Below are 26,476 nucleotides of genomic sequence, written 5' to 3'. Positions count from 1 at the left end.
CTTGGGTTTGGGGCGTGCGGCCGGCTCAGATGTCGAGGCCGGCCTGCATCATTTCGCGCAGCAGCGGCAGGGTGACGGCGCGCTTGCGTTCGAGGGAGGCGTTGTCGAGGGCGTCGAGCACCGCGAGCAGGCTGGGCAGGTCGCGGCGGCCGTGACGCATCAGGAAGTCGATGACGTCGTCGGCCAGACGCAGGCCGCGGCGTGCGGCCAGGGTCGCGAGGATGGCCGCGCGCGATTCGTCGTCGAGCGGACGCACCTCGTAGATCAGGCATTGGCCGATGCGGGTGCGCAGGTCCTCGCGCAGGGCGAGCTGGCGCGGCGCTTCCTTGCCCGCGAGCAGCAGCGTCTGGCCGAGGCTGCGCGAGCGGTTGAAGGCGTTGAAGAGGGCGATCTGGGCGTCGTCGCCGAGGCGGTCGACGTCGTCGATGGCGAGGAGAAGGCCCGGCGTCTGCGGCAGCTCGCGGCCGACCTCGGCGGCGGCGATGCAGGCCGTCGGGCGCCCGCCCGCGGCGGCGAGCGTGCCGCGCAGCAGGTGGCTGCGGCCGCTGCCGGCAGGGCCCCACAGGTAGAGGTGGCCGGGTAGGGGGGCACCTGAGTGGGCGCCTGAGGGAGCGGCGATGGCGCCGAGCGTGGCGACGAGTTCTTCGTTGCCGCCGACGACGAAGTTGTCGAGGGTGGGCGGCGCGTCGGGGCGGATGTCGAGGACGAGCTGTTTCATTGCGGGGGGGCGTCGGCAGGGGTGTCGCCGAGATAGATGCGGCTTGCGAGCCAGGCCGTGCGCACTTCGCGCAGGCCGACGAGGATCGCGGCACTCGCGGGCAGGGCGACGAGGATGCCGACGAAGCCGAAGAGCTGGCCGAAGGCCATCAGCGCGAAGATCACCGCGAGCGGGTGCAGGCCGATGCGTTCGCCGACGAGGTAGGGGGTGAGCACGAAGCTTTCGATGAGCTGGCCGAGGCCGAAGACGATGGCGACGCCGATCAGCGGCGGCCAGCCTTCGGCCTGCAGCAGCGCGGAGAGGATGGCGAGCAGCAGGCCGCCGCCGAAGCCGATGTAGGGGATGAAGACGAGCAGGCCCGTGATGACGCCGACGGGCAGCGCGAACTTGAGGCCGGCGATCCACAGGCCGACGCTGTAATAGACGGCCAGCAGCAGCATCACCGAGAGCTGGCCGCGCAGGAATTCGGAGAGCACGCGGTCGATGTCGTTGATGATGCGCATCGTGCGTTCGAGCATCGGGCGCGGGATGACGGTCTGCAGGCCGTCGAGGATGTGTGGCCATTCCTGCAGCAGGTAGAACATCACGACCGGCACGAGGAAGACGCTGGCGGCGGCGCCGAGCAGGGCGAGGCCGCCCTGACGCAGCTGGCCGAGGATCACCGGGACGAGGTCCTGGGCGCTGTCCCAGTGTTCGGCGATCCAGGTGCGCACGACGGCGGCGTCGAGCTGGAAGTCGATGTCGAAGCGCGCGCGCAGCAGGGGGGCGACGTGGGCGTTGAGGAGTTCGATGAGGTCGGGCAGGCGGCGGACGAGTGCGATCGCCTCGCGCCAGATCATCGGGGCGAGGATCAGCAGCAGGAGAAGCAGCGTCGCGCCCATGCCGGCGATCACCAGCAGAACTGCAGCCGTGCGCGGGATACGGCGTGCGACCATCCAGTTCACCGCGGGATCGCAGATGTAGGCGAAGACCGCCGCGATCGCGAAGGGCGCGAGGATGGGCGACAGGGCGTAGAACAGGGCGGCCAGCGCCAGGGCGACGCCGGCCCAGGCGGCGGTTTGCAGACGGTCGGCGCGGGATGGGTTCATTTCGAGTAAAATCGAGCACTTGGCGCGGCCGCCGGGCGGTCGCGAAACCTGTAAATGTAGCCACTTGGCGTTGCGGTCTCAAGTTGGGCCGTCCGCTCGAGCGGCCAGAACGCGCATTCCGCAAGCCTGAGGAACGATCTTGAGCTCCCCGAAACCTTCGCTTTCCTACCGTGATGCCGGTGTCGACATCGACGCCGGCGACGCCCTCGTCGACCGCATCAAGCCACTCGCGAAACGTACCATGCGCCCCGAGGTGTTGGGCGGCATCGGCGGTTTCGGCGCGCTGTTCGAGCTGTCGAAGAAGTACCGCGAGCCGGTGCTGGTGTCCGGCACCGACGGCGTCGGCACGAAGCTGAAGCTCGCGTTCCAGCTGAACAAGCATGACACGGTCGGTCAGGATCTCGTAGCGATGAGCGTGAACGATATCCTCGTGCAGGGCGCCGAGCCGCTGTTCTTCCTCGACTACTTCGCCTGCGGCAAGCTGGACGTGGATACCGCGGCGGCGGTCGTCGGCGGCATCGCTCGCGGTTGCGAGCTGTCGGGCTGCGCGCTGATCGGCGGCGAGACCGCCGAGATGCCGGGCATGTACCCGGACGGCGAGTACGATCTCGCGGGCTTCGCGGTCGGTGCGGTGGAGAAGTCCGAGATCATCGACGGCTCGCGCATCGTGCCGGGTGACGTGGTGCTGGGGCTGGCGTCGAGCGGCGCGCACTCGAACGGCTATTCGCTGATCCGCAAGATCATCGAGCGTGCGCAGCCGGATCTGGATGCCGATTTCCACGGTCGCCCCTTCCGCGACGTGGTGCTGGAGCCGACCCGCCTGTACGTGAAGTCGATGCTGGGCCTGATGCGCGCGATCCCGGGCGTGGTGAAGGGCATGGCGCACATCACCGGCGGCGGCCTGCTGGAGAACGTGCCGCGCATCCTCGCCGACAACCTGACCGCGCGCCTCGATGCGTCGTCGTGGACGCTGCCGCCGCTGTTCCAGTGGCTGAAGCAGGAAGGCAACGTCGCCGATCAGGAGATGTACCGCGTGTTCAACTGCGGCGTCGGCATGGTCGTGATCGTGTCGGCCGAGCAGGCCGATGCGGCGGTCGCGAATCTCGAGGCGGCGGGCGAAACGGTGTATCGCCTCGGTCGTATCGAGGCGCGCGCCGAAGGCGTGGCGCAGACGACGGTCGCCTGAGTTTTCCGGGGCCGCGCGCGATGCGGGGCCCGGCCGTCCGTGCAACTTTGTTGCCGGGCGGGTTGTCAGCAGGATGCAGGGAGCGCACCGAAGAGGGTGCGCTCGTTTTTTTTCCGGATCCCGTTCCAGTTTGAGTGCTCGCCGAAGATGCCCGCCCGTCGCCGCCTGATTGCCGCCGTCAGCCTTGCCGGACTCGCCGCCCTTGCGGGCTATGCGTACTACGCGAACCGCAGTGTCGGCACGGTGCAGCCGGTGGCCGGCGCGAAGCCGGCGGCGGGCGCCAATGCGCCGGCGGCGCAGGGGCCTGCCGAGGTCGAAACGGTGACGGTGCTGGCCGAGGCGATGGCGGACGATGTGACGGCGGTGGGAACGCTGCGCTCGAACGAGTCCGTCGTCCTGCGCCCGGAGGTTGCGGGGCGCATCGATGCGATCCGCTTCCGTGAGGGCGGCCCCGTCCGTCGCGGTGATGTGCTGGTCGACTTCGATGCCGCCGTGCAGCGGGCCGAGGTGCAGCAGGCGAAGGCGAACCTCGCGCTGGCGCAGGCCAATTTCGGCCGTACCGAAGATCTCTTCAACCGCAAGTTCCTGAGCCAGAGTGCGCGCGACGAGGCGGCGTCGCGGCTGGAGGTGGCGCGCGCGAACATGGCGCTCGCCGAGGCGCGGCTGGACAAGATGCGCATCCGTGCGCCCTTCGCCGGCATCGTCGGCATCCGCAACGTGAGCGTCGGCGACTACGTCAAGGAAGGCGAGGATCTCGTCAATCTGGAGGACATCGCGACGCTGAAGGTGGATTTCCGGCTTCCCGAGACCTACCTTGCGCAGATCCGGCCGGGGCAGAAGCTGGAACTCGCGTCCGATGCGGTCGCGGGCCGGCTGTTCACGGCGGTGGTGAGCGCGATCGATCCGCTCGTCGACGAACAGGGGCGGGCGGTGGTGATGCGCGCGACGCTGCAGAACGAGGGGCTGGGCCTGCGTCCCGGGATGTTCGCGCGCGTGCGGCTGATCCTGGAGGAGCGCGCCAACGTCGCGGTGGTTCCCGAGGAGGTGCTGGTGCCTGCGCCGGGCGACGTGCAGTTCGTGTATCGCGTGGTCGACGGCAAGGCGCAGCGCGTCGAGGTGAAGACCGGGGCGCGGCGCGGCGCCCGCGTGGAGATCGTCAAGGGCGTGCAGGCGGGCGACGTTGTCGTGACGGCCGGGCAACTGAAGCTGCGTGACGGTGCGGCCGTGAAGATCGTCGGCGCGGGCGGGGCGCAGGTCGCCCCCGCAGCCGGATCGGCGAAGCCGGCAAGCTGAGGGTAGTGCGATGGTCCTGTCGGAAATCTGCATCAAGCGCCCGGTGTTCGCGTCGGTGCTGTCGCTGCTGGTGCTGTTGACCGGGCTGATGTCATATTCGCGCCTGACGGTGCGCGAGTACCCGAACATCGACGAGCCGGTCGTGACCGTGGATACGACCTATACGGGCGCGAGCGCGGAGATCGTCGAGTCGCAGGTGACCAAGCCGCTGGAGGATTCGCTCGCGGGCATCGAGGGCGTCGACGTGCTGCAGTCGATCAGCCGCCAGGAGCGCAGCCAGATCACGGTGCGCTTCCGCGTCGAGCGAAATGCGGACAGCGCCGCCGCGGACGTGCGCGACCGGGTATCGCGCGTGCGCCGGCGCCTGCCGGACGACATCGAGGAGCCGGTGATCTCGAAGGTCGAGGCGGATGCGAATCCGATCATCTGGATCGCGTTCTCGTCGGACCGCCATTCGCCGCTGGAACTCTCCGATTTCGCCAGCCGCGTGGTCAAGCCACGCCTGCAGACGCTGTCCGGCGCGGCGGACGCGCGCATGTTCGGCGAGCGCCGCTATTCGATGCGCATCTGGCTGGACCGCGACCGGCTGGCGGCCTTCCGCCTGACGCCGCAGGACGTCGAGGACGCGATCCGGCGGCAGAACGTGGAGCTGCCGGCGGGGCGCATCGAGAGCCGCGAGCGCGAATTCGCGGTGGTGGCGCAGACCGATCTCGCCACGCCGCTGGAGTTCGAGTCGATCGTCGTGCGCCAGCCGCAGGCGGCCGGCGGCTACGCCGTGCGCATCCGCGACGTCGGCCGCGTGGAGGTGGCGGCGCAGAACGAGCGCACGCTGGTGCGCTTCATGGGCAAGCCGGCAGTGTCGATCGGGCTGATCAAGCAGTCGGTGGCGAATCCGCTGGATCTCAAGCGCGGCCTCGTGGAGATGCTGCCGGTGCTGCAGGCGGAGCTGCCCGAAGGCATGCGCATGGACATCGCCAACGACACGACGGTGTTCATCGACCGCTCGATCGCGTCGGTGTTCAGCACGATCTGGGAGGCGGTGCTGCTGGTCGCGGTGATCTGCTTCTTCTTCCTGCGCAACTGGCGCGCGATGCTAATTCCGCTGGTGACGATCCCGGTGTCGCTGGTGGGGGCGTTCGCGCTGATGCTGGTGTTCGGCTTCTCGATCAACACGCTGACGCTGCTCGCGCTGGTGCTGGCGATCGGCCTCGTCGTCGATGACGCGATCGTGGTGCTGGAGAACATCTACCGTCACGTCGAGGAGGGCATGGAGCCGCTGCAGGCGGCCTTCCGCGGCGCGCGCGAGATCGGCTTCGCGGTGGTGGCGATGACGATCACGCTGGCGGCGGTGTATGCGCCGGTGGCGTTCATGACCGGGCGCACGGGCAAGCTGTTCACCGAGTTCGCGCTGACCCTTGCGGGGGCGGTGATCGTGTCGGGCTTCGTCGCGCTGACGCTGTCGCCGATGATGTGCTCGAAGCTCCTGCGCCACGAGAAGAAGCACGGCCGCGTGTATAACGCCATCGAGCATTTCCTCGGCTGGCTGACGGCGGGGTATCGGCGCGCACTCGGGATCGCGCTGAACCGGCGCTGGCTCGTGATGCTCGCCTTCGCGCTGGTCGCCGGCAGCTCGCTGGTGCTGCTGAAGGCGCTGAAGACCGAGCTCGCCCCGGTCGAGGATCGCGGGCGCGTCGTGGGGATCTTCTCGGGACCGGAAGGCGCGACGATCGACTTCATGGCGCGCTACGCGACGCAACTGGAAGCGATCTACGCGCAAACCGCCGAGGTCGACCGCTATCTCGTGATCTCGGGCAATCCGACGGTGTCGCAGGGCATCTCGTTCGCCGGTTTCACGGACTGGAAGGAGCGCCAGCGCAATTCGAGCGCCATTGCCGGCGAAATGCGACCGAAGCTCGCGGCGATTCCCGGCCTGCAGGTCTTCCCGGTGCTGCCGGCGTCCTTCGGCCAGAGTCCGCGCACGCGGCCGATCAGCTTCGTGATCACGACCTCGGAGTCGTACGACGAGCTGGCGCGCTACACCGACCTGATCCTCGACGAGATGCGTACGCAGCCGGGTTTCGTGTCGCCGGATACCGACCTGAAGCTGACCAAGCCGGAGCTGGCGGTCGACGTCGATCGCGAAAAGGCGGCCGATCTCGGCATTCCCGTCGATGTGATCGGGCGCACGCTGGAGACGATGCTGGGCGGACGGCAGGTGACGCGGTACAAGCAGGATGCGGAGCAGTACGACGTGATCGTGCAGGTGGCGGCGCCGAGCCGCGCGGTCGCGCGCGACATCCGCGAGATCTACGTGCGCGCCCGGAACGGCGAGATGGTCCCGCTCGCCAACGTCGTCAAGGTGCAGGACCGCGTCAGCCCGCGCGAACTGAATCACTTCGGCCAGCGGCGCTCGGTGACGATCTCGGCGAACCTCGCGGCCGGATTCGCGATGGGCGAGGCGCTGGCGTGGCTCGACGCGACCGCCGCGCGCGTGCTGCCGGCCGGCTACGCGGTCGATTACGACGGCCAGTCGCGCGAATTCAGGACCAGTTCGGCGAGTCTCGCGCTGACCTTCGTGCTCGCGCTGGCCTTCATCTACCTCGTGCTGGCGGCGCAATTCGAGAGTTTCCGCGATCCCTTCATCATCATGCTGACGGTGCCGCTGTCGATGACCGGTGCGCTGGCGGCGTTGTATTTCGCCGGGGGCACGCTCAACGTGTATAGCCAGATCGGGCTGGTGACCCTGGTCGGCCTGATCACTAAGCACGGCATCCTGATCGTGGAGTTCGCGAACCAGTTGCGCGACCAGGGGGCGGTGCTGCGCGACGCGGTCGTCGAGGCGTCGGTGCTGCGCCTGCGCCCCATCCTGATGACGACCGGCGCGATGGTGCTGGGCTCGATCCCGCTCGCGCTCGCGACCGGCGCCGGGGCCGAGAGCCGCCAGCAGATCGGCTGGGTGATCGTCGGCGGCCTGCTGCTGGGGACCTTCTTCACGCTGTTCGTGGTGCCGACCGTTTATACCCTGCTCGCCCGGCGCGAACGCGACCGGCTCGCGGTCGAGGACGGCGCGCCCGCGTCGGCCTGATCGTCCGCGACGTGTCCGACGCGCATATCCACGCGCTTTCCCGCCCGCGCACGGTCCTCGCCGCCTGGTTGATGGCGGGGCTCGTGCTGCTGTCGTTGGCGCACGGCGCGCGCACGGGCCTGCCGGCGTGGCCGGCGGGGCTCGCCGCGTGGGGGGCGGGCGTCGCGCTGTGGCCGCGTCTCGACGGCAAGCAGCGACGCTTCGCGCTGATCCTGTGCGGACTGGGCGTTCTCGCCCTGCTCGCGGCGGTGTGGCGCGGCGCCGCTCCGGCATGGAGTGCGCTGCTGACGCAGAACACTGCCTTGCTCGGGATGCTGGCGGCGGTGAGCTTCCTGCAGCTCGTGGGATTCGGCAAGGACGGCGAGCGGCCCTTGCCGCGCGGGCGGCGGGCGCTGTGGCAGACGCTCGCGGGCGTGCATGTGCTCGGCGCGGTCATCAACATGTCCGTCGTGTTCATCATCGCCGAGCGCATCGCCCTGGATGGGCGCCTGAGTGCGGCGCAGGCGGCGCTGCTCGCGCGCGGCTTTCTCCTCGCGGCGCTGTGGTCGCCGTTCTTCGGCGCCATGGCGGTGGCCCTGACCTACGCGCCGGGCGCGCGCCTGGAAGATCTCGTGCTGGCCGGTCTGCCCCTCGCGGCGATGCTGTTGTGGCTGGTCACGCGGACCCTGCCGGTGGCGGCGGACGGGGGCGAGCGCGACTTCGTCGGCTTCCCGATGCGCGCGTCCTCGCTGTGGCTGCCGCTGGTGCTGACGGCGATGGTGTCGGCGGGGCTCGTCTGGCTGCCCGGCTGGTCGTCGCTGGCGGTAATCAGCGGCTCGGCGCTCGCGATCAGCGTCGCATCGGTGTTGGTGACGAACGGGCCGGTCGATGGCGTCGAACGCCTGTCCGCCCATGCGCTGCGCCGCCTGCCGGCGATGTCGGGCGAGCTGATGCTGTTCCTCGCCGCGGGCGTGTTTGCCACCGGCTTGCAGGCGCTGATGCAGGGCGACTCGGGCTGGACGCCGTTTGACCGCTTCGGTCCGGTGGAGGCGGCGCTGGTGCTGGGCGCGATGGTGGCGCTCGCAGCGATCGGCGTGCATACGGTGATCACGATCGTGATCGCGGCGACCTGGCTCGCGCCGCTCGCGCCCGACCCGATGCTGCTCGCGCAGATCTTCCTGATGGCGTGGAGCATCGGCCTCGCGCTGAATCCGATGGCGGGCGTGCACCTGTCGCTGCAGGGGCGTTTCGGGCTGTCGGCGCTGGGCTTGGCGCGGGGAAACCTGCGCTACTGCCTGGCGAGTTATGTGCTCGCGTCGCTGTGGCTGATCGTCGTGGGGGCGTGGCGCGGCTTACTGTGACGTCTCGAGCAGGCGTAGTGCCGTCGCGGCGACGGCGTCGGTGAGGTCGGGGCGCAGGCAGTCGAGTTCGACCAATTCCGGCCAGGTCTCGCGGAACTGGCGCTGCCAGGTGAGCTGGCGCTTCGCGAGCTGGCGCGTCGCGGCGATGCCCTTGAAGCGCATCGTGGCGTAGTCATCCGTGCCGTCGAGGTATTCCCACGCCTGGCGGTAGCCCACGCAGCGCATCGAGGGCATCGACAGGTCCAGCCGGTAGCGTTCGCGCAGGCGGCGCACCTCGTCGATGAGTCCGGCGGCGAGCATCGCATCGAAGCGCTGCTCGATGCGCGCGTGCAGCGCGGCGCGGTCGGACGGCGCGAGCGCGATCGGCAGCAGGCGGAAGGGCGGCGGCACCATCTCGCGCTTTGCGTAGCTGTCGGCGAGCGCTCGTCCCGTGAGGCGGACAATCTCGAGCGCGCGCTGGATGCGCTGGGAGTCGGTCGGTTCGAGCCGCGCGGCGGCTTCAGGGTCGAGGCGCGCGAGTTCCGCATGCAGCGCGGGCCAGCCGTGTTTCGCCGCCGTCGCGTCGATCTCCGCACGCAGGGTGGCGTCGGCGGCGGGGAGGTCGGACAGCCCGTCGCGCAGCGCCTTGAAGTACAGCATCGTGCCGCCCGCGAGCAGCGGGATGCGGCCGCGCGCGGTGATCTCGTCCATCAGGCGCAGCGCGTCGGTGCGGAACTGTGCGGCCGAATAGCTTTCTTCCGGGCTGACGACGTCGATCAGGTGATGCGGGCAGGCCGCCCGTTCCTCTGGCGTCGGCTTGGCCGTGCCGATGTCCATGTCGCGATAGACGAGGGCCGAATCGACGCTGACGATCTCGACCGGGAGGATGCGTGCGAGCGCGAGCGCGGACGCGGTCTTGCCGCTGGCGGTGGGGCCGAGGAGGAGCAGGGCGGGCGGAAGCATCGGTCGGGCGCGTGCGGTGGGCGGAGGCCGCGATTGTAGCGATGAAACGTGAGCGGCGCGCTGGGTCTGCGGGGCGGCTGGCCGGAGCTGGGCGAAGACGTGCCGGGCGTGTTTTTCGCTTGTTATGCAGCTCCGGCGGTATCGGTCCAGCCGAGTGCATCGAGCACGCGGGCGAAGTCTTCCGCGAGGGGAGTGCTCAGGTCGAGCGCTTCCCCGCTGCGCGGATGCGCGAGTTGCATGCGGGTGCAGGCGAGCAGCAGGCGCGAGACGCCGAAGAGCTGCGCGAACAGCCGGTTGTGCCGCCCCTTGCCGAAGGTCGCGTCGCCGATGATGGGATGGGAGATGTGCTTCAGATGGCGGCGGATCTGGTGGCGGCGACCGGTGGCGGGGTCGAGTTCGACGAGCGCGTAGCGGCTCGTCGGATAGCGGTCGACCCGGTGGGGCAGTTCGGTCGTCGCGAGGCGGCGGAAGTGCGTCACGGCGTCCTGCGCGGGGGCGTCCGTCGCGGCCTGGGGGCGACGCTCGGCGTCGTCGAAACGGCGCGTCAGCGGGTGGTCGATGACGCCTTCCGCGGGCGGATGGCCGCGCACGACGGCGAGGTAGGTCTTGCGCACCGTCTGTCGTTCGAAGGCGGACGACACCAGGGCTGCCGTCTCGCGGTCGAGCGCGAACAGCAGCACGCCCGAGGTGCCCTTGTCGAGGCGATGTACGGGGTGCACGTGGCGGCCGATCTGGTCGCGCAGGATCTGCACCGCGAAGCGCTCTTCATGCACATCGAGGACGGAACGATGGACGAGCAACCCCGAGGGCTTGTGCACGGCGACGAGGAAGTCGTCGCGGTACAGGATGGGTAGGGCTTCCGCCGCGGGTAATTCTGCGGCGGGCAGGTCCGCCTGCGGGGCGATGGCGGTGGGGCTGTCCGCGGGGGCGGCCGCCCCCGCGTCGGTCGTCGAAACCGCGTCGCTCAAAGCGCCGCGCCGTTCGCGTCGAACAGGCCTTCGAACAGGATGGAGCTGAGGTAGCGCTCGCCCGAGTCCGGCAGGATCGCGACGATGGTCTTGCCCGCATTTTCGGGCCGCTGCGCGAGGCGCGCCGCGACGGCCGCGGCAGCGCCGCAGGAGATGCCCGACAGGATGCCTTCCTCGCGCGCGAGGCGACGGGCGTAGAGGATTGCGTCATCGTTGCTGACGGTCTCGATCGCGTCGACCAGCGACAGGTCCAGCACTTTCGGCACGAAGCCGGCGCCGATGCCCTGGATCTTGTGCGGCGAAGGCTTCAGCGGTTCGCCCGCGCGCGTCTGCGTGAGCACCGGGCTCGCGCTCGGCTCGACGGCGACCGACAGGATCGCCTTGCCCCGGGTCTGCTTGATGTAGCGCGACACGCCGGTGATGGTGCCGCCGGTGCCGACGCCCGACACCAGGATGTCGATCTTGCCGTCGGTGTCGTTCCAGATCTCGGGGCCGGTCGTCGCCTCGTGGATCGCCGGGTTCGCGGGGTTCGTGAACTGCTGCAGCAACACGTACTTGTTCGGGTCGGACGCCGCGATCTCTTCTGCCTTGGCGATCGCGCCGTTCATGCCTTTCGCGCCTTCGGTCAGGACGAGCTTGGCGCCGTAGGCGACCAGCAGCTTGCGCCGCTCGACGCTCATCGTGTCGGGCATCGTCAGCGTGATGGGAATGCCGCGCGCGGCGGCGACGAATGCCAGCGCGATGCCGGTGTTGCCGCTGGTGGGTTCGACGATCTCCTTGCCGGGGCCGAGCAGGCCGCGCTTCTCGGCGTCCCAGATCATCGCCGCGCCGATGCGGCACTTCACGGAATAGGCGGGATTGCGCCCTTCGATCTTGCCCAGCACGATCGCGGGGGCTCCGTCGGTGATGCGATTCAGTTTGATCAGCGGCGTCTTGCCGATGGATTCGGCGTTATCAGCGTACCAATTTGACATTTGTGGGCTCCATGGTCCGGAAATTGGAGAATAGCAGGCGCCGGGGAGTGGCGCGCTGCGTCATTCTTCGGCGAGGCCGTTGGCCGTCGGGGTGACGCTGTTGCGCACCGTCGCTTCGCCGAGCGTCGGCGAGCACATTTCGATGAAGCGGTAGGCGAAGCCGCGCAGGTAATGGCCGCGGCGCACGGCGATGCGCGTGGTATTGGCGGGAAACAGGTGGCTGCTGTCGAGTTGGCGCAGTTCGCCCTCGCGCCCGGGCTGGAAGGCCATCGACGCGACAATGCCCACGCCCAGGCCGAGTTCGACATAGGTCTTGATGACGTCCGCGTCCATCGCCGACATCGCGACGTCCGGCAATAGCCCCGCGGCGGCGAAGGCGCGGTCTATGATGGAGCGTCCGGTGAAGCCTTCGTGGTAGGTGATCAGCGGGTACTCGGCGATCGCCTCGAGCGTGAGCGGTGTTGCGCTTTCGAGCGGATGGCCGGCGGGCACGATCACCGAGTGATGCCAGGAGTAGTAGGGGAAGGACGCCAGTTCGGGCACATCCGAGAGCGCCTCGGTCGCGATGCCGATGTCTGCCTGCCCGTCCAGCAGCATCGATACGATCTCCTCGGGGCTGCCTTGATGCAGCTTGAGGAGTACCTTGGGGTAAGCCTTCTTGAACTCGGTCACCACCTGGGGCAGCGCGTAGCGCGCCTGCGTGTGTGTGGTCACGACCGTCAGGCGGCCTTCGTCGCGGTTGCTGTACTGCTCGGCCAGGCGCTTGATGTTGCCGGCGTCGAGCAGCATGCGCTCGACCATCACGACGAGCTCGCGGCCCGGGTCGGTGAGGCCGAGCAGGCGCTTGCCCTTGCGCACGAAGAGCTCGACGCCGAGCTCGTCCTCGAGGTCCTTGATGTGCTTGGAGACACCCGACTGCGACGTAAATAAGGCGTTGGCGACCTCGGTGAGATTGAAGTTGCGGCGCACCGTCTCGCGGATGATGCGTAGCTGCTGGAAATTCATGCGCTTGCTCCGATGGCGTCGTTGCGCTGGAAGACTTTCAGGCGCGAGGGTAGCAGACGCACGGTCTGTCCCTCGGCAAGGGCGAGTTCGGTGACGCACTGCTGCGTCAATTCGACTTCAAAATGCTGGCCGGTCGCTCCGTTCAGGCCGTCGAGCTCGACGCGCACGGTGACGCCGAAGGCAAGGATGCGCGTGATGCGCGCCGCGACGCCGGTGTCGGCATGCGCGTCCGGAACGAGGTCCAGTTCGTGCGGGCGTGCGAAGGCGATGACTTCCGAGCCGGTGTCGAAATCCTGCGGCGCATGCGGAAGCACATCCTCGCCGACACGCAGATTGCTGCCGTCGACGCGGCCGTGAAAGAAGTTCACCGACCCGAGGAAACCGTAGACGAAGGGTGTCGCGGGCTGGCGGTAGACCTCCTCCGGTGTGCCGATCTGTTCGACGTGGCCGCGGTCCATGAGCACGACGCGATCGGCCACTTCCAGCGCTTCCTCCTGGTCGTGCGTGACGAAGATCGACGTGATGTGCAGCTCGTCGTGCAGCTTCCTCAGCCAGCGTCGCAGTTCCTTGCGCACCTTCGCGTCGAGCGCGCCGAAGGGTTCGTCGAGCAGCAGCACCCGCGGCTCCACCGCGAGCGCGCGGGCGAGCGCGATGCGCTGGCGCTGGCCGCCCGAAAGTTGCGCGGGGAAGCGGTCGGCGAGCCATTCGAGCTGCACGAGGGCGAGCAGCTCCTCGACCTTCGCGCGGATCGCCTTCTCCGACGGGCGCTGATCGCGCGGCTTCATGCGCATGCCGAAGGCGACGTTGTCGAACACGTTCATGTGGCGGAACAGCGCGTAGTGCTGGAACACGAATCCGACCTGGCGTTCGCGCACATGCGTGCCCGAGGCGTCGGCCCCGTCCAGCAGCACCTGTCCGGCGTCGGCCTGTTCCAGGCCGGCGATGACGCGGAGGAGCGTCGTCTTGCCGCAGCCCGACGGCCCCAGCAAGGCGACCAGCTCGCCGGTGGGAAAGTCGAGCGAGACGTCATTCAGCGCGACGAAGTTGCCGAAGGTCTTGCGGATGTTCCTGACCTGAATGCTCATGATGCAGCGTCCTGATGGGCTTCTCGTGATTGACTCCCGCCGCTCGCGCGGTGCTCGACCCAGGTCTTGACCGCCAGGGTCACGAGCGCGAGCAGGGCCAGCAGCGAGGCCACCGCGAAGGCGGCGGCGAACTGGTATTCGTTGTAAAGGATCTCCACGTGCAGCGGCAGCGTGTTGGTCTGGCCGCGGATGTGACCGGATACCACCGACACGGCGCCGAACTCGCCCATCGCGCGCGCATTGCACAGGATCACCCCGTACAGCAGGCCCCACTTGATGTTCGGCAGCGTCACGTACCAGAAGGTCTGCCAGCCGTTCGCGCCGAGCACGATCGCGGCTTCCTCCTCCTCGCGCCCCTGCGCCTGCATCAGCGGAATCAGCTCGCGTGCGACGAAGGGGAAGGTCACGAACACGGTCGCGAGCACGATGCCGGGGACGGCGAAGATGATCCTGATGTCGTGCTCCGCGAGCCAGGGGCCGAGCCAGCCTTGTGCGCCGAAGATCAGCACGTAGATCAGGCCGGCGATCACGGGCGACACGGAGAAGGGCAGGTCGATCAGCGTGATGAGGAGATGCTTGCCGCGGAACTCGAACTTCGCGATCGCCCACGCGGCGCAGACGCCGAACACCAGGTTGAGCGGTACGGATATCGCGGCGGCGGTGAGCGTGAGCTTGATCGCCCACAGCGCATCTTCATGGATCAGCGCGCTCCAGTAGGTTTCCCAGCCCTTGCGCAGCGCTTCGACGAAGACCGCGACCAGCGGCAGCAGCAGGAACACCGCGAAGAAGGTCAGCGAGATGCCGAGGATGGTCCATTTGACCCACGGCACCTCGCGCGTGGCCTCGCGGGATTCGTAGCGGACGGCGGCATCGCCCCGCGGGGCCGCAGTCCAGTTGAGTGTCGTTGCGGCAGACATCAGCGGTCCCTCCCGGTGCGTTTCGCGGTCCAGGCCTGCAGGCCGTTGATCAGGAGCAGGAGCAGGAAGGACAGCACCAGCATCACGACGGCGATCGCGGTGGCGCCCGCATAGTCGTATTGCTCCAGCTTGGTGATGATCATCAATGGCGTGATCTCGGACACCATCGGGATATTTCCGGCGATGAAGATGACCGAGCCGTATTCGCCCACGGCGCGGGCGAAGGCCAGGGCGAAGCCCGTCAGCAGCGCGGGCAGCAGCACCGGCAGGATCACGTGGCGGAAGATCTGCCAGCGCTGGGCGCCCAGGCTGGCGGCGGCTTCCTCCAGTTCCGTGTCGAGGTCCTCGAGGACGGGTTGCACGGTGCGGACGACGAAGGGCAGGCCGATGAAGACCAGCGCGACCAGCACGCCCAGCGGCTTGAACGCGACCTGGATGCCCTGCGGTTCGAGGTATTGCCCGATCCAGCCGTTCTTCGCGTACAGCGCCGTCAGCGCGATGCCGGCAACCGCCGTAGGCAGCGCGAAGGGCAGGTCGATGAGGGCGTCGACGAAACGTTTGCCCGGAAAGCTGTAGCGTACCAGCGACCACGCCAGCATCAGGCCGAACACGGCGTTGATCGCGGCGGCGGCGAGCGACACGCCAAAGGACAGCCGGTAGGTCGCGACGACGCGCGGGGCGCTGATCACGTGCCAGAATTCCGCGGCGCTGAGGCTGGCGCTCTTGAGGAATACCGCCGCGAGCGGCAGCAGCACGATCAGCGAGAGGTAGGCGAGGGTGTAGCCGAGCGTCAGGTGGAAACCCGGCAGCACCCGGAAGGTCCGGCTGGCGCTCATATCTTGGCGCTCCATATGCATTTCATGAATCAAGTCTATGCGCGCCGTTTGTGCTCGTTAAATAATAAAAAACGGGCTGGTTATTCGAATTCCTGCTAAAGGCGTCCGGCGCCTTTCCGCCGGTCCGTCTCTCCATGCGCTTGGTGGCCCCTCCACTGCACCCCGCCGGAAAGCGGATACGGTGCCGAGCTGCGGCAATTCCGCCCTCGACCGACGGGCGGCCCGCGTCCCGGCTGCCCGCGCGCGCGGGACGCGGGCCGCAGCCGGTCACCGTGGCTGAGTTACGGTGACCGGCTGCGATTGCCAGCGGTAGGTGCGGAAGCGCTCGCGCAGCGCCAGCTTGTTGATCTTGCCGGTGGCCGTGTGCGGAATCTCGTCCACCACGACGAGGTCGTCGGGGAGCCACCAGTGCGCGATCTTGCCGTCGTAGAAGGCGCGCATCGCATTGCGGTCGAGTCCGGCGCCGGGCTTCAGCACCACCGCCATCAGCGGCCGTTCGTCCCACTTCGGATGCGGCACGGCGACCGCCGCCGCTTCGGCGACGGCCGGATGCGACGCGAGGATGTTCTCCAGCTCGATCGAACTGATCCACTCGCCGCCGGACTTGATCACATCCTTGGCGCGGTCGGTGATGTGCATGTAGCCGCCCGCGTCGATGGTCGCGACGTCGCCGGTTCGGAACCAGCCGTCGGCGGTGAAGCCGTCGCCTTCCTCGCGCCCGTAATACTGGCGCAGCGACCACGGCGCGCGCACCACCAGTTCGCCGAAGGATTCGCCGTCGTGCGGCAGCGCCTGGCCGTCGTCATCGAGGATCGCCAGTTCCACCCCCGGCAGCGGCCGCCCCTGCGTGAGTCCTTGCACCTCGCGCCGTTCGGGAGCGAGCGTCGCCTCGTCGGCGCGTGGCACATTCACCGTGCCGATCGGCGACAGCTCGGTCATGCCCCACGTCCGCAGCACTTCGACGCCGTGACGGGCGAACGACTCCGCCATGGCCGGCGGGCAGGCCGAGCCGCCGATCGCCAGACGGCGCAGGCGCCCGAGCCCGCCGCCCTGCTGCGCGAGATGCTGCAGCAGGCCGGCCCACACCGTCGGCACCCCGTTCGAGAAGCTGACGCCCTCGTCGACGATCAGCCGGTGCAGCGACGCGCCGTCGAGCAGCGGCCCCGGCAGCACCAGGCGTGCGCCCGTGAGCGCCGCGATGTAGGGCAGGCCCCAAGCATTGACGTGGTACATCGGTACCACCGGCATCACGGTGTCGCGCGCGCAGATGCCGAAACTGTCGGGCAGGGCGCAGGCGTAGGCGTGCAGCACCGTCGAGCGGTGGCTGTACAGCACGCCCTTCGGGTTGCCGGTCGTGCCGGACGTGTAGCACAGGCTCGATGCCGTGTTTTCGTCGAGCTGCGGCCACGCGTAGTGTTCCGAATGGCGATGCACGAGATCCTCGTAGGCGAGCAACTCGCGCGGGAATTTCGCGGGCAGGTGTTCGCGGCCGGTCATCTGCACGAAGTGCGTCACCTGCGGTAGCTTGTGCGCGATGCGTGCGACGATGTCCGCGAAGGTGGCGTCGAAGAACAGCACCTGCGCGTCGGCATGCGCGAGGATCCAGGCGATCTGGTCATCGAAGAGGCGCGGATTCACCGTGTGGCACACCGCGCCGCTGCCGGCCACGGCGTAGTACAGCTCGAGGTGACGATGCGTGTTCCACGCGAGCGTCGCGACGCGGTCGCCCTGGCGCACGCTCAGGTGCGCGAGCGCATTGGCCAGCTGGCGGGCCCGGCGGTGGGTTTCGCGCCAGGTCGTGCGGTGCAGCGGGCCGTGCGGGTCTTCGGCGAGCCGGCTGACGATCGTGATATCGCCGTGATTGCGGTCGGCATGGGCGATCAGGCCGGAAATCAGCAGCGGCAGCTGCATCATCAATCCCTGCATCGTGGAAAACTCCTGTGTGCGTCGAATGGAAATGGGAATGGAAACGGAAATGGGAATGGGACGAACGCGCGCGCACGGGCGGCGAGCCCGCGGCGCAGTGCGGGTGGCGGGGAATTTCCCGGTGCGCGCCGCTTGCGCGGCGGCGCATCCCGGTCAGTGTCCGGCGGCCGGCGTGCGCGGCTGGAACGGCGCGTTCTCGTAGCCGCCGTCGCGCACGTAGCGCGCCAGCCGCAGCCACTCGGCGGCCGGCCAGCGGCTGCCCGGCTGGCGTGCCACGGCGATACCGTCGAGGTCGTAGAACACCACCGTCGGGAGCGCGAACACGCGCTGGGCATTCGCGAACGCGGCCTGCGTCGTCGCACCGCCGTCGAAGTCGCGCAGTGCCACCGGCTCGTCCGCGCGCAGGCTGACCGGCACGAAATGGGTGCGCAACTCGCGCTGCAGCGCGGTATCGCGGAAGGTCGAGGCCTTCACGCGTGCGCATTCGCCGCAGCCGTCCATCTCGTACAGCACCGCGACCCCCTTGCGCCCGGCGCGGCGCGCGTCGGCGAGCGCCGTGGCGAGGTCGACTGTCGGTGCGAAGAGGGGTGCGTCCGGCGCGGAGCGTCCCGCCGCCGCGTACGCGCCGCCCCATCCGAACAGCAGGGTCAGCGCGAACAGCAGCAGGCCGGCGAGCGCCCACCACAATTGACGTGCGATGTAGCGTTCCTTGTCTTCCTCATCGTCGGGGCGGGGTGGTTCCGGCATGACGACAGTCCCCGGAAAATCGTGCTTGCGCAGAAAGCTGCTCATCGTCGCCCCCTTAACGCAGCCAGAACAGCGCACGTGCCCGGACCCGCTCGAGCACGGTCATCGCGGCCCAGGTCACGACGCCGGTGTACAGGATGCCTGCCACCATGCGCGGGTAGTCGGCGAAGTCCGCGTAGTATTGGACGAAGCGACCGAGGCCCGCGTTCGCGCCGAAGAGCTCGGCGACGGTCAGCAGGATGAAGCCGAAGCCCAGGCCCACGGCCATCCCCGAGAAGATGTGCGGCAGGCTTGCGGGGAAGACCACCTTGCGCAGGTATTCGAGGCGGGAAAAGCCCAGCACCGCGGCGTTGTCGCGATGCCGCCCCTCGACGGCGTGCGCACCGGCGACCGTGTTCTGGAACACCGGCCAGAAGGCGCCGACGAACACGACGAAGGTCGCCGACAGGTGGAAGGTCGGCAGCACGGCGATCGCGTAGGGGATGTAGACGGTCGGCGGCACCGGCGCCGCGACCTTCGCGAAGGGGAAGAACGCCCGCCCCAGCCGCGGCGACGTGCCCGTGACGAGACCCAACCCGACGCCGACAACGACCGCGAGCGCGAAGCCGGGCACGAGGATCAGCAGCGATGACCAGGTCCCCGTGAACAGCTCCGGCAGCGACTGCCATAGCGCGTCGAGCACCACCGCGGGGGGCGGCAGTAGCGGATTGCCCTGCCCGGCGATCAGGCTGGCGATGCCCTGCCACGCGGCGATCAGCGCCAGCCACAGCAGCCAGGGTTCCCACGCGAAGGCGAGTCGGGCTGAGCGCGCGGACGCCGTGTCGGCGTCGTCCCGCGTGTCCGCGGGCACCGACACGGCGTCGAGCGTCGAAGTTTCGGAAATCATGAACGGTTCTCCAGATGACGGTTCAGGCCGCCGCGAGGCGGGCCAGCGTGTCCGCGTCGAGCGCTTCGGCGATCGATTCGCGCAGTGCGTGGAAGCGGTGGTCGCCGAACAGCGCTGCGCGCGAGCGCGGACGCTCGAAGGGCACCGCGAAGTCCGCGATGACCCGCCCCGGCGAGGCCCCCAGCACCGCGACGCGGTCGGCGAGCAGCAGGGCCTCGTCGACGTCGTGCGTCACGAACACCACGGTCGGCCGCGGCGCGCGCCCCTGCCACAGCTCGACCAGCAGATCCTGCAGACGGGCGCGATTGACCGGATCCAGCGCCCCGAAGGGCTCGTCCATCAGCAGAAACGGCGATTCCAGCGCCAGCGCGCGGGCGATCGCCGCCCGTTGCTGCATGCCGCCGGACAGCTCGAACGGGTAGCTCTCCGCGACGCCCGGCAGACCCACGCGCTCGAGGTAGTCGGCTGCCCGCGCGCGCGCCGCCGTGCGGGCAATCCCCGGCCGCGCCTTGCGCACGCCCTCGGCGACGTTGTCGACCACGCGCATCCACGGAAACAGCGCATAGTTCTGGAACACCTCCGCACGCTCGACGCCCGGCCCGGCGACTGGCCGGTTGCCGGCGAGCACGCGCCCGCGTTCGGGGCTTTCCAGGCCCGCGATCAGGCGCAGCAGAGTGCTCTTGCCCGAACCGCTGGGGCCGAGCAGGGCGAGGAAGCTGCCTTCCGCCACCGCGAGGTCGATGCCGTCAAGCACCGTCGTCCCGCCGTAGCCGAAACGCAGCCGCTCCACGCGCAAGGCCGCAGTCGTCGCGCCGCTCACAGCTGGTTCCTCGTCGGCTCGCTCTTCAGGCGCGCCTGCCAGAACGCGTCGCGCGGGTTCTCCTTCGCGAGGCTGTCGAGCGCCTTGCGGTAGGGCGTCAGATCGAAGATCGGCGCCAGCGGGCGCGTGCCGTCGACCACTTCCGAGCTCACCAGCGTCGTCCAGAACTTCTGCGTGCCCTGCACGTTGGGGTCGGTCGACTGGTCCAGATGGGGCGAGTAGTAGCCCTGTTCCAGCACGTCGCGATCGAGCTTCACATACTTCTGGATCGCGTCGATCGTTTCCTTCCTGCGCTCCGCCGCGAACTTCTCCGCCTTCAGGATCGCGCGCAGGAAGCGCACGTGCGTATCGCCCTGCTTGAGCTTGTCCGAGGTCACGACGATGCGGCAGCACGGATGCCCCGGCTGCAGCTCGGACGAACGCACGACGATCTTCAGCCCCTGCCGCTCGGCACGGATGTCGTGCGGCCCCCACACCACCCCCGCATCGACCTGGCCGGACTTCACCGCCTCGATCACCGCGGGCGGATTCTTCAGTTCGAAGATCTTCAGGTCGCTCTTCCAGTCGATCTTCTCGTCGTGCAGCGCGCCGCGCAGCACCGCGTCGCCCGTCGCCAGTCGCACCGTCGCGACCTTCTTGCCGCGCAGGTCGCCGATATTGCGGATCGACGCCGCCTTTTCGGGCGTCACGACCAGCGCCGCATCGAGCCCCATGATGCCGCCGATCACCTTCAGGTCGGCCCCCTTCGCGTAGTGCGCGAGCGGTGCGGTGGTGCCGAAGGCGCCCACGTCGAGCTTGCCGGCGGTGACGGCATTGAGCCCGTCGGCCGAGTTCTGGAACTCGATCAGCTCGACGTCCAGCCCCTCCTGTTTGAACAGGCCGTATTCCTTGGCGACGAAGAACTTGGCGTGGCCGGTGACCGGCAGGTAGCCCACCTTCAGATTCTCCGCATGCGCGAGACTGGTCGCGCCAAGCAGCGACAGCGCGAGGATGCCGGCGCGTGCGATTCGAGATGGATGCATTGGAATTCTCCCTGGGCAATGTGCGACGTCCGCGGCGTGCGCCTCATGCGCTGCCGCCGTCCTATGCACAAAATCTACGCGGCGGCGGTGCGCCGACGAACCAAGAAAAATTCGGATGTATTGCAGCGGGGAAGAAATACGGTGCTTATCGTCGGATGCGATAAGCACATACGGCACGGCGCCCGCCGTCGGCCGGACCGGAGGCCGTCCGCGGGCGGGCGCTGCTACTGCCTGGGGCGAGGGGGGAGGAATTAATCCGGATCGCCGGGCCGCAGCTCGAGCGAACTGCGGGTGTGATGGCGCAGGCGTGCGAGTGCGCTGCGCCGGCCTTTGTGCGACTCGCGCCGGCCGGAGATCGCGCCCAGCGGCAGATCCTCGTGAGCCTGCTGCATGCCGTCGAGCAGGTCGTGGCAGTAGGGCCAGGCACCGAAGCCGGAGTCGACGTTGATGTGCCCGGCCGCACCGACATTGATGAAGCGCGCCCCCCAGCGGTCGGCCCAGTAGGCCGCGACCGTCAGCCGCACCCAGGGGTCGTTGGTGCTGGCGATCACCGCACAGGGAAAGCCGAGCTGCCCCTGCGGCAGCCACGGCCCGAGGTCGTCGATCGGCCCCGCCGTTTCCTCCTGCAGTCCGAGCGGGCCGAAGCGTGCCGGATCGGCCGGCGCGACCAGCAGTGCTCCGGCGACCCGCTCGGGCCGGTCGGCCGCCGCGACCACGCTCGCCAGGCAGCCGAAGCTGTGCGCGACGAGCCATACCGCGTGCGCCGACTCGTCGATCTCGCGCCGCACCGCCGCCGCCCAGCGCGCCAGCACGGGCGCTTCCCAGTCGACGCCGCGCACGCGCCGCGCGTCCGGCAAGCGCTGTTCCAGCCACGTCTGCCAGTGGTCCGGCCCGCTGCCGTGGAAGCCCGGCACGATCAGCGTCGTGTGTCGCATGCGCGGCTCTCTCCGTGCGCTTGTCGTCAGTGGTGATGCGCGGCTCAGCGCGTGAAGATCTGGTCGAACACGCCGCCGTCGTCGAAGTGCGCCTTCTGCGTCTTCGCCCAGCCGCCGAACAGGCTGTCGATGGTGAAGGTCTTCAGCTTCGGAAAGCGCGCCACGTCCTTCGGGTCGGCCAGTTCCGGCTTCGCCGGGCGGTAGTAATGCTGCGCCGCAATCTTCTGCCCGACCGGCGAGTACAGATATTCCACGTAGGCCTTCGCGACTTCCGCCGTGCCGCGCTTCGCCGCGACCCCGTCGACCACGGTGACCGGCGGCTCCGCGAGGATCGACACCGACGGCACCACGATCTCGAACTTGTCCGGGCCCAGCTCATTCACCGACAGGAAGGCCTCGTTCTCCCACGCCAGCAACACGTCGCCGATGCCGCGCTGGACGAAGGTGTTGGTCGCGCCGCGCGCGCCCGAATCGAGCACCGGCACGTGCTTGAACAGCTCGGTTATGAACTCCTTCGCCTTCGCCTCGTTGCCGCCCGGCTGCTGCAGCGCGTAGCCCCACGCCGCGAGGTAGTTCCAGCGCGCGCCGCCCGAGGTCTTCGGGTTCGGCGTGATCACCTCGACGCCCGGCTTCACCAGGTCGCCCCAGTCCTTGATGCCCTTCGGATTGCCCTTGCGCACGAGGAACACGATCGTCGACGTGTAAGGCGAGCTGTTGTGCGACAGGCGCTTCTGCCAGTCGGCGGGAAGCTTGCTCGTCTTCGCAGAGATCACGTCGATGTCGTAGGCCAGCGCCAGCGTCACGACGTCTGCCTCCAGCCCGTCGATCACCGCGCGCGCCTGCTTGCCCGAGCCACCGTGCGACTGCTTGATCGTCACGTCCTGGCCGGTCTTCGCCTTCCAGTGCTTCGTGAATTCGGGGTTGAAGGCCTGGTACAGCTCGCGCGTCGGGTCGTAGGAAACGTTGAGCAGCGTCGTCTCGGCCTGCACGCTGCCGATCAGGCCGGCGGTGAGTGCGAGCGCCAGCAGGCTGCGGCGGATGAGGCTGGTGGTCATGGTGTTTTCTCCCTTGAATGGAATTCAATGGAGAAAATCTACCGTTGCGCGCTTGGAACCAGAACCAAGAAAAACTGAAATGTATATTCAGAAACGGCGAGGCCTCCGCCCTGCACCGCAGGGGGAGGCCTCGCGGCCGGCCTCCGGGGAGGCCGGCAGATGTCGCACGGGGATCAGGCGGCGAAGTTCTTCGCGGCGAAGTCCCAGTTGGCGAGGCTGTTCAGGAAGGTCGCGACGAAGTCCGGGCGACGATTGCGATAGTCGATGTAGTAGGCGTGTTCCCACACGTCGATACAGAGCAGGGCCTTGTCGCCGGTCGTCAGCGGGGTGCCGGCGGCGCCCATGTTGACGATGTCGACGCTGCCGTCGGCCTTCTTCACCAGCCAGGTCCAGCCCGAACCGAAGTTGCCCACGGCCGAGGTCGTGAAGGCCTTCTTGAAGTCCTCGAAGCTGCCCCACTTGGCCTTGATCGCGTCGGCCAGCGCACCGGTCGGCTCGCCGCCGCCGTTCGGCTTCATGCCGTTCCAGAAGAAGGTGTGGTTCCACACCTGCGCGGAGTTGTTGTACACGCCGCCGGCAGGGGCCTTCTTGATGATCGCCTCGAGGTCGAGGTTCTCGTATTCGGTACCCTTGATCAGGTTGTTCAGGTTGGTCACATAGGCCTGGTGGTGCTTGCCGTAGTGGAACTCCATGGTCTCGGCCGAGATGTGCGGAGCCAGGGCGTCCTTGGCGTAGGGCAGGGGGGGCAGGGTATGTTCCATTTGTTCTCCTTCCTGTTTTGTTTCAGGGTTGTCGGGGTTAAAGCCTGACTATTCTAGTCGGGATTTGACCCCGCTGGCAATCCTGCGGGCCGTGCAGCCTGTCCGCGGGGAGATCTCGTGGCACGCGCACGCGCGCCCCTCATGCTTCCGTGCTATTCACGATAGCACGCAGGCGCCCGATTGCGAGTTCCACCGAAATTTCCTCGCCTGCCGTCGTCTCGTCGGCGGCGCGCAGGATGCGGCCGTCGGCATCGCGCGTGATGCTGTAGCCGCGCGCCAGTACCGCCTGCGGCGCCAGGTGCTGCAGGTGGGTCGCCAGTGCGGCGATCCGCTCCGCGCGGCGCTGCACCAGTTGCTCGCCCGCTGCCCCCAGCCGCTGTGCCGCGCGGACGCAGCGTTCCATCTCCCGGCGCAGGTCGGGCTTGCGTGCGACGAGGCGCAGTTCCAGGACCCGCCGTGCACCTTCGAGGCGCTCGAGGCGGCGCGTCATCGCCGCGCCCAGGCGGGCTGCGAGCCGTTCGCTGCGTTCGCGCGCCAGCCCCAGCCGCTCGCGCGGATGCACCAGCCGCAACGCCGCCCGGTCCAGCCGCTGCGCCAGCCCGTGCAGACGCCGCTCCATTCCGGCCGACAGGGATCGTTCTATTTCACCGACGCGGGCACGCGCGGCGTGGTAGCCCGCGCTCGCCAGTTCGGCTGCGCCGGTGGGCGTCGCGGCGCGCACGTCGGCGGCGAAGTCGGCGATCGTGAAATCGGTCTCGTGGCCCACCCCGCTCACCACCGGCACCGTGCACGCGCGGATCGCGCGCGCCAGCGCCTCGTCGTTGAAGGCCCACAAATCCTCGATGCTGCCGCCCCCGCGCACCACGAGCAGCAGGTCGATGCCGTCCTCCGCAGCACGTGCATCCGCCGTGCGCACGGCTTCCGCGAGCCTTGCGCCGGCGTCCGCGCCCTGCACCGGCGACGGGTAGAGGACGACCTCCAGGTGCGGCGCACGCCGCTGCAACGCCGCCAGCACGTCCTTCCATGCCGCGGCCGCGGACGAAGTCACGACGCCGATGCGGCGCGGGTAGGGCGGCAGTTCCCGCTTCGCGGCCGGATCGAACAGCCCTTCCGCCGCGAGCTTCTCCTTGAGGTGCAGGAAGGCCTCGAACAGGTTCCCCTGTCCGGTCTGGCGCAAGGCCTCGACACTGAGCTGGAAATCGCCGCGTGCCTCGTACAGCGTCACGACCGAACGGGCGTCCACCCGCATCCCGTTCTCGGGGCGGAACGGCAGCAACTGGGCGCGATTGCGCCACATCGTGCAGCGAACCTGCGCCTGGGCGTCCTTCAGCGTGAAATACAGGTGGCCAGATGGCGCCCGCGTCAGGTTGGAAATCTCGCCGCTTACCCACAGCAGCGGGAAGCGCGCCTCGAGCGTCTCGCGCGCCACCCGGTTGAGCGCGGAAACGCTGATCGTCCGGCTGCCACCGTTCGTGTCGTCGGCGCCGCCGAAGGGGAGGGATACCGTGTTTTGCATGGGCCGGGATTGTAGCGGAATCCACAAGGCGCCCGTTCTGTCAATGGTGTATATACGAACCCCTGAAGTATTTAAGGATATTTTCAAGTTGCTGTTTTTAAACGAAAAAATTGTTGCTTAATTTTTCAGCGAAGTAAGAAAACACTTGTTGCGCCAGCTATTTGGCGACTAATTCGCGAAGAATCCACAAACTTATCCACAGGTTTTGTGGATTCTTGCCGCCCCCATGACAAAGGGTTGCGCCCTTGCCGTGTTCGCGGCCGGGGGTTAGAGTTCTTCTTTTTTCGAGCTCCGGAGTTCCTGCGTGTTCGCGCTCATCCAGTCCGCGGGCTGGCCCGTCTGGCCCCTCCTGCTGGTATCCATCGTTGCCGTCGCCCTCATCATCGAACGCGGCGTGACCCTGCGTCGCTCGCGCATCGTGCCCGAGGGGCTGCTCGACAAGGTACTTGCCGACCTGCGCCAGAAGGGCGCCACGTCCGAGATGGCCAGCCGCGTCGCCGCCCATTCGCCGCTCGGGCGCGTGCTCGCCGCGGGCCTGCGCAACGTCAGCAGTTCGCGCGAAGTCATGAAGGAGGCGATCGAGGAAACCGGTCGCGCCGTCGCGCACGAACTCGAGCGTTTCCTCAACGCGCTCGGCACCATCGCGTCGATCGCCCCGCTGATGGGCCTGTTCGGCACCATCGTCGGCATGATCGACATCTTCGCCGCCCAGGGCGGGGCCACGACCAACCCGCAGCAGCTCGCACAGGGCATCTCGACGGCCCTTTATGCCACGGGCCTGGGTCTGATCATCGCGATCCCCTCGATCATCTTCTGGCGCCACTACCGCGCGGTCGTCGATGGCTTCGTCGTCGACATGGAGCAGCAGGCGATCAAGCTGGTCGAGGTCGTGCACGGCGACCGTCGTCCCTGAGCGGGAATGCGCATGAACTTCCAGCGCGGACGCAAGCACGAAGCCCCGGACATCAACCTGATCCCCCTGATCGATGTCCTGCTGGTACTCATCATCTTCCTCGTCCTGACGACGACTTATTCGAAGGTGTCGGGGCTGGAGATCAATCTGCCCACGGCCGACACGAAGGCGGCGGAAGTGACGCCGAACGAGATCGTCGTCGCGGTAAACGCGGCCGGCGACGTGCTGGTCAACCGCCAGCCGGTCGGCGACAGGAACATCAACGCGATCGCTGCGGCGCTCGGTCGCGCCGTTCCCGCGGGCGGTACGGACCCGGTCGTCGTCATCACGGCCGACGCCAAGGCCGCCCACCAGAGCGTCATCGACGTGATGCAGGCGGCGCAGCGTGCGGGTCTGCCGCACATCACCTTCGCCACCCAGTCCGCCCCGTGAGCCGTTTTGCCGCCGGGGCGTCGTCG

At 68.4% G+C, this 26,476-nt stretch carries 24 protein-coding genes; 6 read left to right on the top strand and 18 right to left on the bottom strand.

Going from position 1 to position 26,476, the window contains the following annotated elements; all coding sequences use genetic code 11:
- Positions 1-25: 25 nt before the first annotated feature.
- Both hda and BW991_RS06580 read right to left on the bottom strand, forming a co-directional pair.
- Positions 26-718 (bottom strand): DnaA regulatory inactivator Hda, encoded by a 693-nt coding sequence (hda, locus tag BW991_RS06585; protein ID WP_076601282.1) that lies wholly within the window; start codon positions 716-718, stop codon positions 26-28.
- Positions 715-1,806, bottom strand: a complete 1,092-nt coding sequence (locus BW991_RS06580) for an AI-2E family transporter (RefSeq protein ID WP_076601281.1) — start codon at positions 1,804-1,806, stop codon at positions 715-717. Before BW991_RS06580 ends, hda begins: the two co-directional genes overlap by 4 nt.
- 139 nt (positions 1,807-1,945) lie before the next feature.
- Between BW991_RS06580 and purM the strand changes: the two genes are divergently transcribed.
- From purM to BW991_RS06560, 4 genes are all read left to right on the top strand, one after another.
- The gene (gene purM / locus BW991_RS06575) at positions 1,946-2,992 is read left to right on the top strand and encodes a phosphoribosylformylglycinamidine cyclo-ligase (RefSeq protein ID WP_076601280.1); all 1,047 of its coding nucleotides are present in this window, start codon (positions 1,946-1,948) and stop codon (positions 2,990-2,992) included.
- A gap of 147 nt (positions 2,993-3,139) precedes the next feature.
- Complete coding sequence (locus BW991_RS06570) at positions 3,140-4,285, top strand: efflux RND transporter periplasmic adaptor subunit (protein WP_076601279.1); 1,146 nt, start codon at positions 3,140-3,142, stop codon at positions 4,283-4,285.
- Positions 4,286-4,295: 10 nt separating this feature from the next.
- The gene (locus BW991_RS06565) at positions 4,296-7,370 is read left to right on the top strand and encodes an efflux RND transporter permease subunit (protein WP_076601278.1); all 3,075 of its coding nucleotides are present in this window, start codon (positions 4,296-4,298) and stop codon (positions 7,368-7,370) included.
- Between the two features lie 11 nt (positions 7,371-7,381).
- A complete protein-coding gene (locus tag BW991_RS06560; RefSeq protein ID WP_084204984.1) occupies positions 7,382-8,710 on the top strand; it encodes a hypothetical protein in 1,329 nt (442 codons plus the stop codon).
- Here BW991_RS06560 and miaA read toward each other — a convergent pair.
- The 16 genes from miaA to xseA form a co-directional block, all read right to left on the bottom strand.
- Complete coding sequence (gene miaA / locus BW991_RS06555) at positions 8,702-9,652, bottom strand: tRNA (adenosine(37)-N6)-dimethylallyltransferase MiaA (RefSeq protein ID WP_076601277.1); 951 nt, start codon at positions 9,650-9,652, stop codon at positions 8,702-8,704. The two genes, BW991_RS06560 and miaA, sit on opposite strands and share 9 nt — an antisense overlap.
- 122 nt (positions 9,653-9,774) lie before the next feature.
- Positions 9,775-10,620 carry a pseudouridine synthase gene (locus tag BW991_RS06550; protein ID WP_084204983.1) on the bottom strand — a complete coding sequence of 282 codons (846 nt, stop codon included), beginning with the start codon at positions 10,618-10,620 and terminating at the stop codon, positions 9,775-9,777.
- Positions 10,617-11,594, bottom strand: coding sequence for a cysteine synthase A (gene cysK, locus BW991_RS06545; protein WP_076601276.1), 978 nt, complete (start codon positions 11,592-11,594; stop codon positions 10,617-10,619). The genes BW991_RS06550 and cysK overlap by 4 nt, the downstream gene beginning before the upstream one ends.
- Before the next feature lie 60 nt (positions 11,595-11,654).
- The gene (locus BW991_RS06540; RefSeq protein WP_076601275.1) at positions 11,655-12,599 is read right to left on the bottom strand and encodes a CysB family HTH-type transcriptional regulator; all 945 of its coding nucleotides are present in this window, start codon (positions 12,597-12,599) and stop codon (positions 11,655-11,657) included.
- Complete coding sequence (locus tag BW991_RS06535) at positions 12,596-13,684, bottom strand: sulfate/molybdate ABC transporter ATP-binding protein (RefSeq protein WP_076601274.1); 1,089 nt, start codon at positions 13,682-13,684, stop codon at positions 12,596-12,598. The genes BW991_RS06540 and BW991_RS06535 overlap by 4 nt, the downstream gene beginning before the upstream one ends.
- Positions 13,681-14,601: a sulfate ABC transporter permease subunit CysW gene (cysW, locus tag BW991_RS06530; protein WP_076601273.1), complete on the bottom strand. Its 921-nt coding sequence runs from the start codon at positions 14,599-14,601 to the stop codon at positions 13,681-13,683. The genes BW991_RS06535 and cysW overlap by 4 nt, the downstream gene beginning before the upstream one ends.
- Positions 14,601-15,437 (bottom strand): sulfate ABC transporter permease subunit CysT, encoded by an 837-nt coding sequence (gene cysT / locus BW991_RS06525; protein WP_076601373.1) that lies wholly within the window; start codon positions 15,435-15,437, stop codon positions 14,601-14,603. The genes cysW and cysT overlap by 1 nt, the downstream gene beginning before the upstream one ends.
- A gap of 267 nt (positions 15,438-15,704) precedes the next feature.
- The gene (locus tag BW991_RS06520; protein ID WP_076601272.1) at positions 15,705-17,363 is read right to left on the bottom strand and encodes a long-chain-fatty-acid--CoA ligase; all 1,659 of its coding nucleotides are present in this window, start codon (positions 17,361-17,363) and stop codon (positions 15,705-15,707) included.
- Between the two features lie 153 nt (positions 17,364-17,516).
- On the bottom strand, positions 17,517-18,155 hold the full coding sequence (locus BW991_RS06515; RefSeq protein WP_076601271.1) for a thioredoxin fold domain-containing protein: 639 nt from the start codon (positions 18,153-18,155) through the stop codon (positions 17,517-17,519).
- Positions 18,156-18,165: 10 nt separating this feature from the next.
- The gene (locus BW991_RS06510; RefSeq protein ID WP_076601270.1) at positions 18,166-18,996 is read right to left on the bottom strand and encodes an ABC transporter permease; all 831 of its coding nucleotides are present in this window, start codon (positions 18,994-18,996) and stop codon (positions 18,166-18,168) included.
- A gap of 22 nt (positions 18,997-19,018) precedes the next feature.
- Positions 19,019-19,816, bottom strand: coding sequence for an ABC transporter ATP-binding protein (locus tag BW991_RS06505; protein ID WP_076601269.1), 798 nt, complete (start codon positions 19,814-19,816; stop codon positions 19,019-19,021).
- A complete protein-coding gene (locus BW991_RS06500) occupies positions 19,813-20,838 on the bottom strand; it encodes an ABC transporter substrate-binding protein (protein WP_076601268.1) in 1,026 nt (341 codons plus the stop codon). The genes BW991_RS06505 and BW991_RS06500 overlap by 4 nt, the downstream gene beginning before the upstream one ends.
- 251 nt (positions 20,839-21,089) lie before the next feature.
- Positions 21,090-21,773: an RBBP9/YdeN family alpha/beta hydrolase gene (locus tag BW991_RS06495; RefSeq protein ID WP_076601267.1), complete on the bottom strand. Its 684-nt coding sequence runs from the start codon at positions 21,771-21,773 to the stop codon at positions 21,090-21,092.
- A gap of 44 nt (positions 21,774-21,817) precedes the next feature.
- On the bottom strand, positions 21,818-22,828 hold the full coding sequence (locus BW991_RS06490) for a sulfate ABC transporter substrate-binding protein (RefSeq protein WP_076601266.1): 1,011 nt from the start codon (positions 22,826-22,828) through the stop codon (positions 21,818-21,820).
- A gap of 173 nt (positions 22,829-23,001) precedes the next feature.
- Entirely contained in the window at positions 23,002-23,589 is a 588-nt protein-coding gene (locus BW991_RS06485; RefSeq protein WP_050416747.1) for a superoxide dismutase, read from the bottom strand.
- 139 nt (positions 23,590-23,728) lie between these two features.
- Entirely contained in the window at positions 23,729-25,105 is a 1,377-nt protein-coding gene (gene xseA, locus BW991_RS06480; protein ID WP_170879055.1) for an exodeoxyribonuclease VII large subunit, read from the bottom strand.
- A 304-nt stretch (positions 25,106-25,409) separates the two neighbouring features.
- Here xseA and BW991_RS06475 point away from each other — a divergent pair, with 304 nt between their 5' ends.
- Positions 25,410-26,018 (top strand): MotA/TolQ/ExbB proton channel family protein, encoded by a 609-nt coding sequence (locus tag BW991_RS06475; RefSeq protein ID WP_076601265.1) that lies wholly within the window; start codon positions 25,410-25,412, stop codon positions 26,016-26,018.
- Between the two features lie 12 nt (positions 26,019-26,030).
- Positions 26,031-26,450, top strand: a complete 420-nt coding sequence (locus BW991_RS06470) for an ExbD/TolR family protein (protein WP_076601264.1) — start codon at positions 26,031-26,033, stop codon at positions 26,448-26,450.
- Positions 26,451-26,476: the final 26 nt, after the last annotated feature.

Origin of the sequence: Aromatoleum tolulyticum, assembly GCF_900156155.1 — a bacterium.
In the GTDB taxonomy this organism is placed as follows: domain Bacteria; phylum Pseudomonadota; class Gammaproteobacteria; order Burkholderiales; family Rhodocyclaceae; genus Aromatoleum; species Aromatoleum tolulyticum.
This window is presented reverse-complemented; position numbering and strand designations above follow the sequence as displayed.

What these genes read in the sequence shown, in the direction of transcription:
- xseA (WP_170879055.1), bottom strand. Translation starts at nt 25,105, where the DNA reads ATGCAAAACACGGTATCCCTCCCCTTCGGCGGCGCCGACGACACGAAC.
- BW991_RS06510 (WP_076601270.1), bottom strand. Translation starts at nt 18,996, where the DNA reads ATGATTTCCGAAACTTCGACGCTCGACGCCGTGTCGGTGCCCGCGGAC.
- BW991_RS06570 (WP_076601279.1), top strand. Translation starts at nt 3,140, where the DNA reads ATGCCCGCCCGTCGCCGCCTGATTGCCGCCGTCAGCCTTGCCGGACTC.
- BW991_RS06470 (WP_076601264.1), top strand. Translation starts at nt 26,031, where the DNA reads ATGAACTTCCAGCGCGGACGCAAGCACGAAGCCCCGGACATCAACCTG.
- BW991_RS06535 (WP_076601274.1), bottom strand. Translation starts at nt 13,684, where the DNA reads ATGAGCATTCAGGTCAGGAACATCCGCAAGACCTTCGGCAACTTCGTC.
- BW991_RS06580 (WP_076601281.1), bottom strand. Translation starts at nt 1,806, where the DNA reads ATGAACCCATCCCGCGCCGACCGTCTGCAAACCGCCGCCTGGGCCGGC.
- cysK (WP_076601276.1), bottom strand. Translation starts at nt 11,594, where the DNA reads ATGTCAAATTGGTACGCTGATAACGCCGAATCCATCGGCAAGACGCCG.
- miaA (WP_076601277.1), bottom strand. Translation starts at nt 9,652, where the DNA reads ATGCTTCCGCCCGCCCTGCTCCTCCTCGGCCCCACCGCCAGCGGCAAG.
- BW991_RS06500 (WP_076601268.1), bottom strand. Translation starts at nt 20,838, where the DNA reads ATGCATCCATCTCGAATCGCACGCGCCGGCATCCTCGCGCTGTCGCTG.
- cysW (WP_076601273.1), bottom strand. Translation starts at nt 14,601, where the DNA reads ATGTCTGCCGCAACGACACTCAACTGGACTGCGGCCCCGCGGGGCGAT.
- hda (WP_076601282.1), bottom strand. Translation starts at nt 718, where the DNA reads ATGAAACAGCTCGTCCTCGACATCCGCCCCGACGCGCCGCCCACCCTC.
- BW991_RS06495 (WP_076601267.1), bottom strand. Translation starts at nt 21,773, where the DNA reads ATGCGACACACGACGCTGATCGTGCCGGGCTTCCACGGCAGCGGGCCG.
- BW991_RS06490 (WP_076601266.1), bottom strand. Translation starts at nt 22,828, where the DNA reads ATGACCACCAGCCTCATCCGCCGCAGCCTGCTGGCGCTCGCACTCACC.
- BW991_RS06540 (WP_076601275.1), bottom strand. Translation starts at nt 12,599, where the DNA reads ATGAATTTCCAGCAGCTACGCATCATCCGCGAGACGGTGCGCCGCAAC.
- BW991_RS06485 (WP_050416747.1), bottom strand. Translation starts at nt 23,589, where the DNA reads ATGGAACATACCCTGCCCCCCCTGCCCTACGCCAAGGACGCCCTGGCT.
- BW991_RS06565 (WP_076601278.1), top strand. Translation starts at nt 4,296, where the DNA reads ATGGTCCTGTCGGAAATCTGCATCAAGCGCCCGGTGTTCGCGTCGGTG.
- BW991_RS06515 (WP_076601271.1), bottom strand. Translation starts at nt 18,155, where the DNA reads ATGAGCAGCTTTCTGCGCAAGCACGATTTTCCGGGGACTGTCGTCATG.
- cysT (WP_076601373.1), bottom strand. Translation starts at nt 15,437, where the DNA reads ATGAGCGCCAGCCGGACCTTCCGGGTGCTGCCGGGTTTCCACCTGACG.
- BW991_RS06520 (WP_076601272.1), bottom strand. Translation starts at nt 17,363, where the DNA reads ATGCAGGGATTGATGATGCAGCTGCCGCTGCTGATTTCCGGCCTGATC.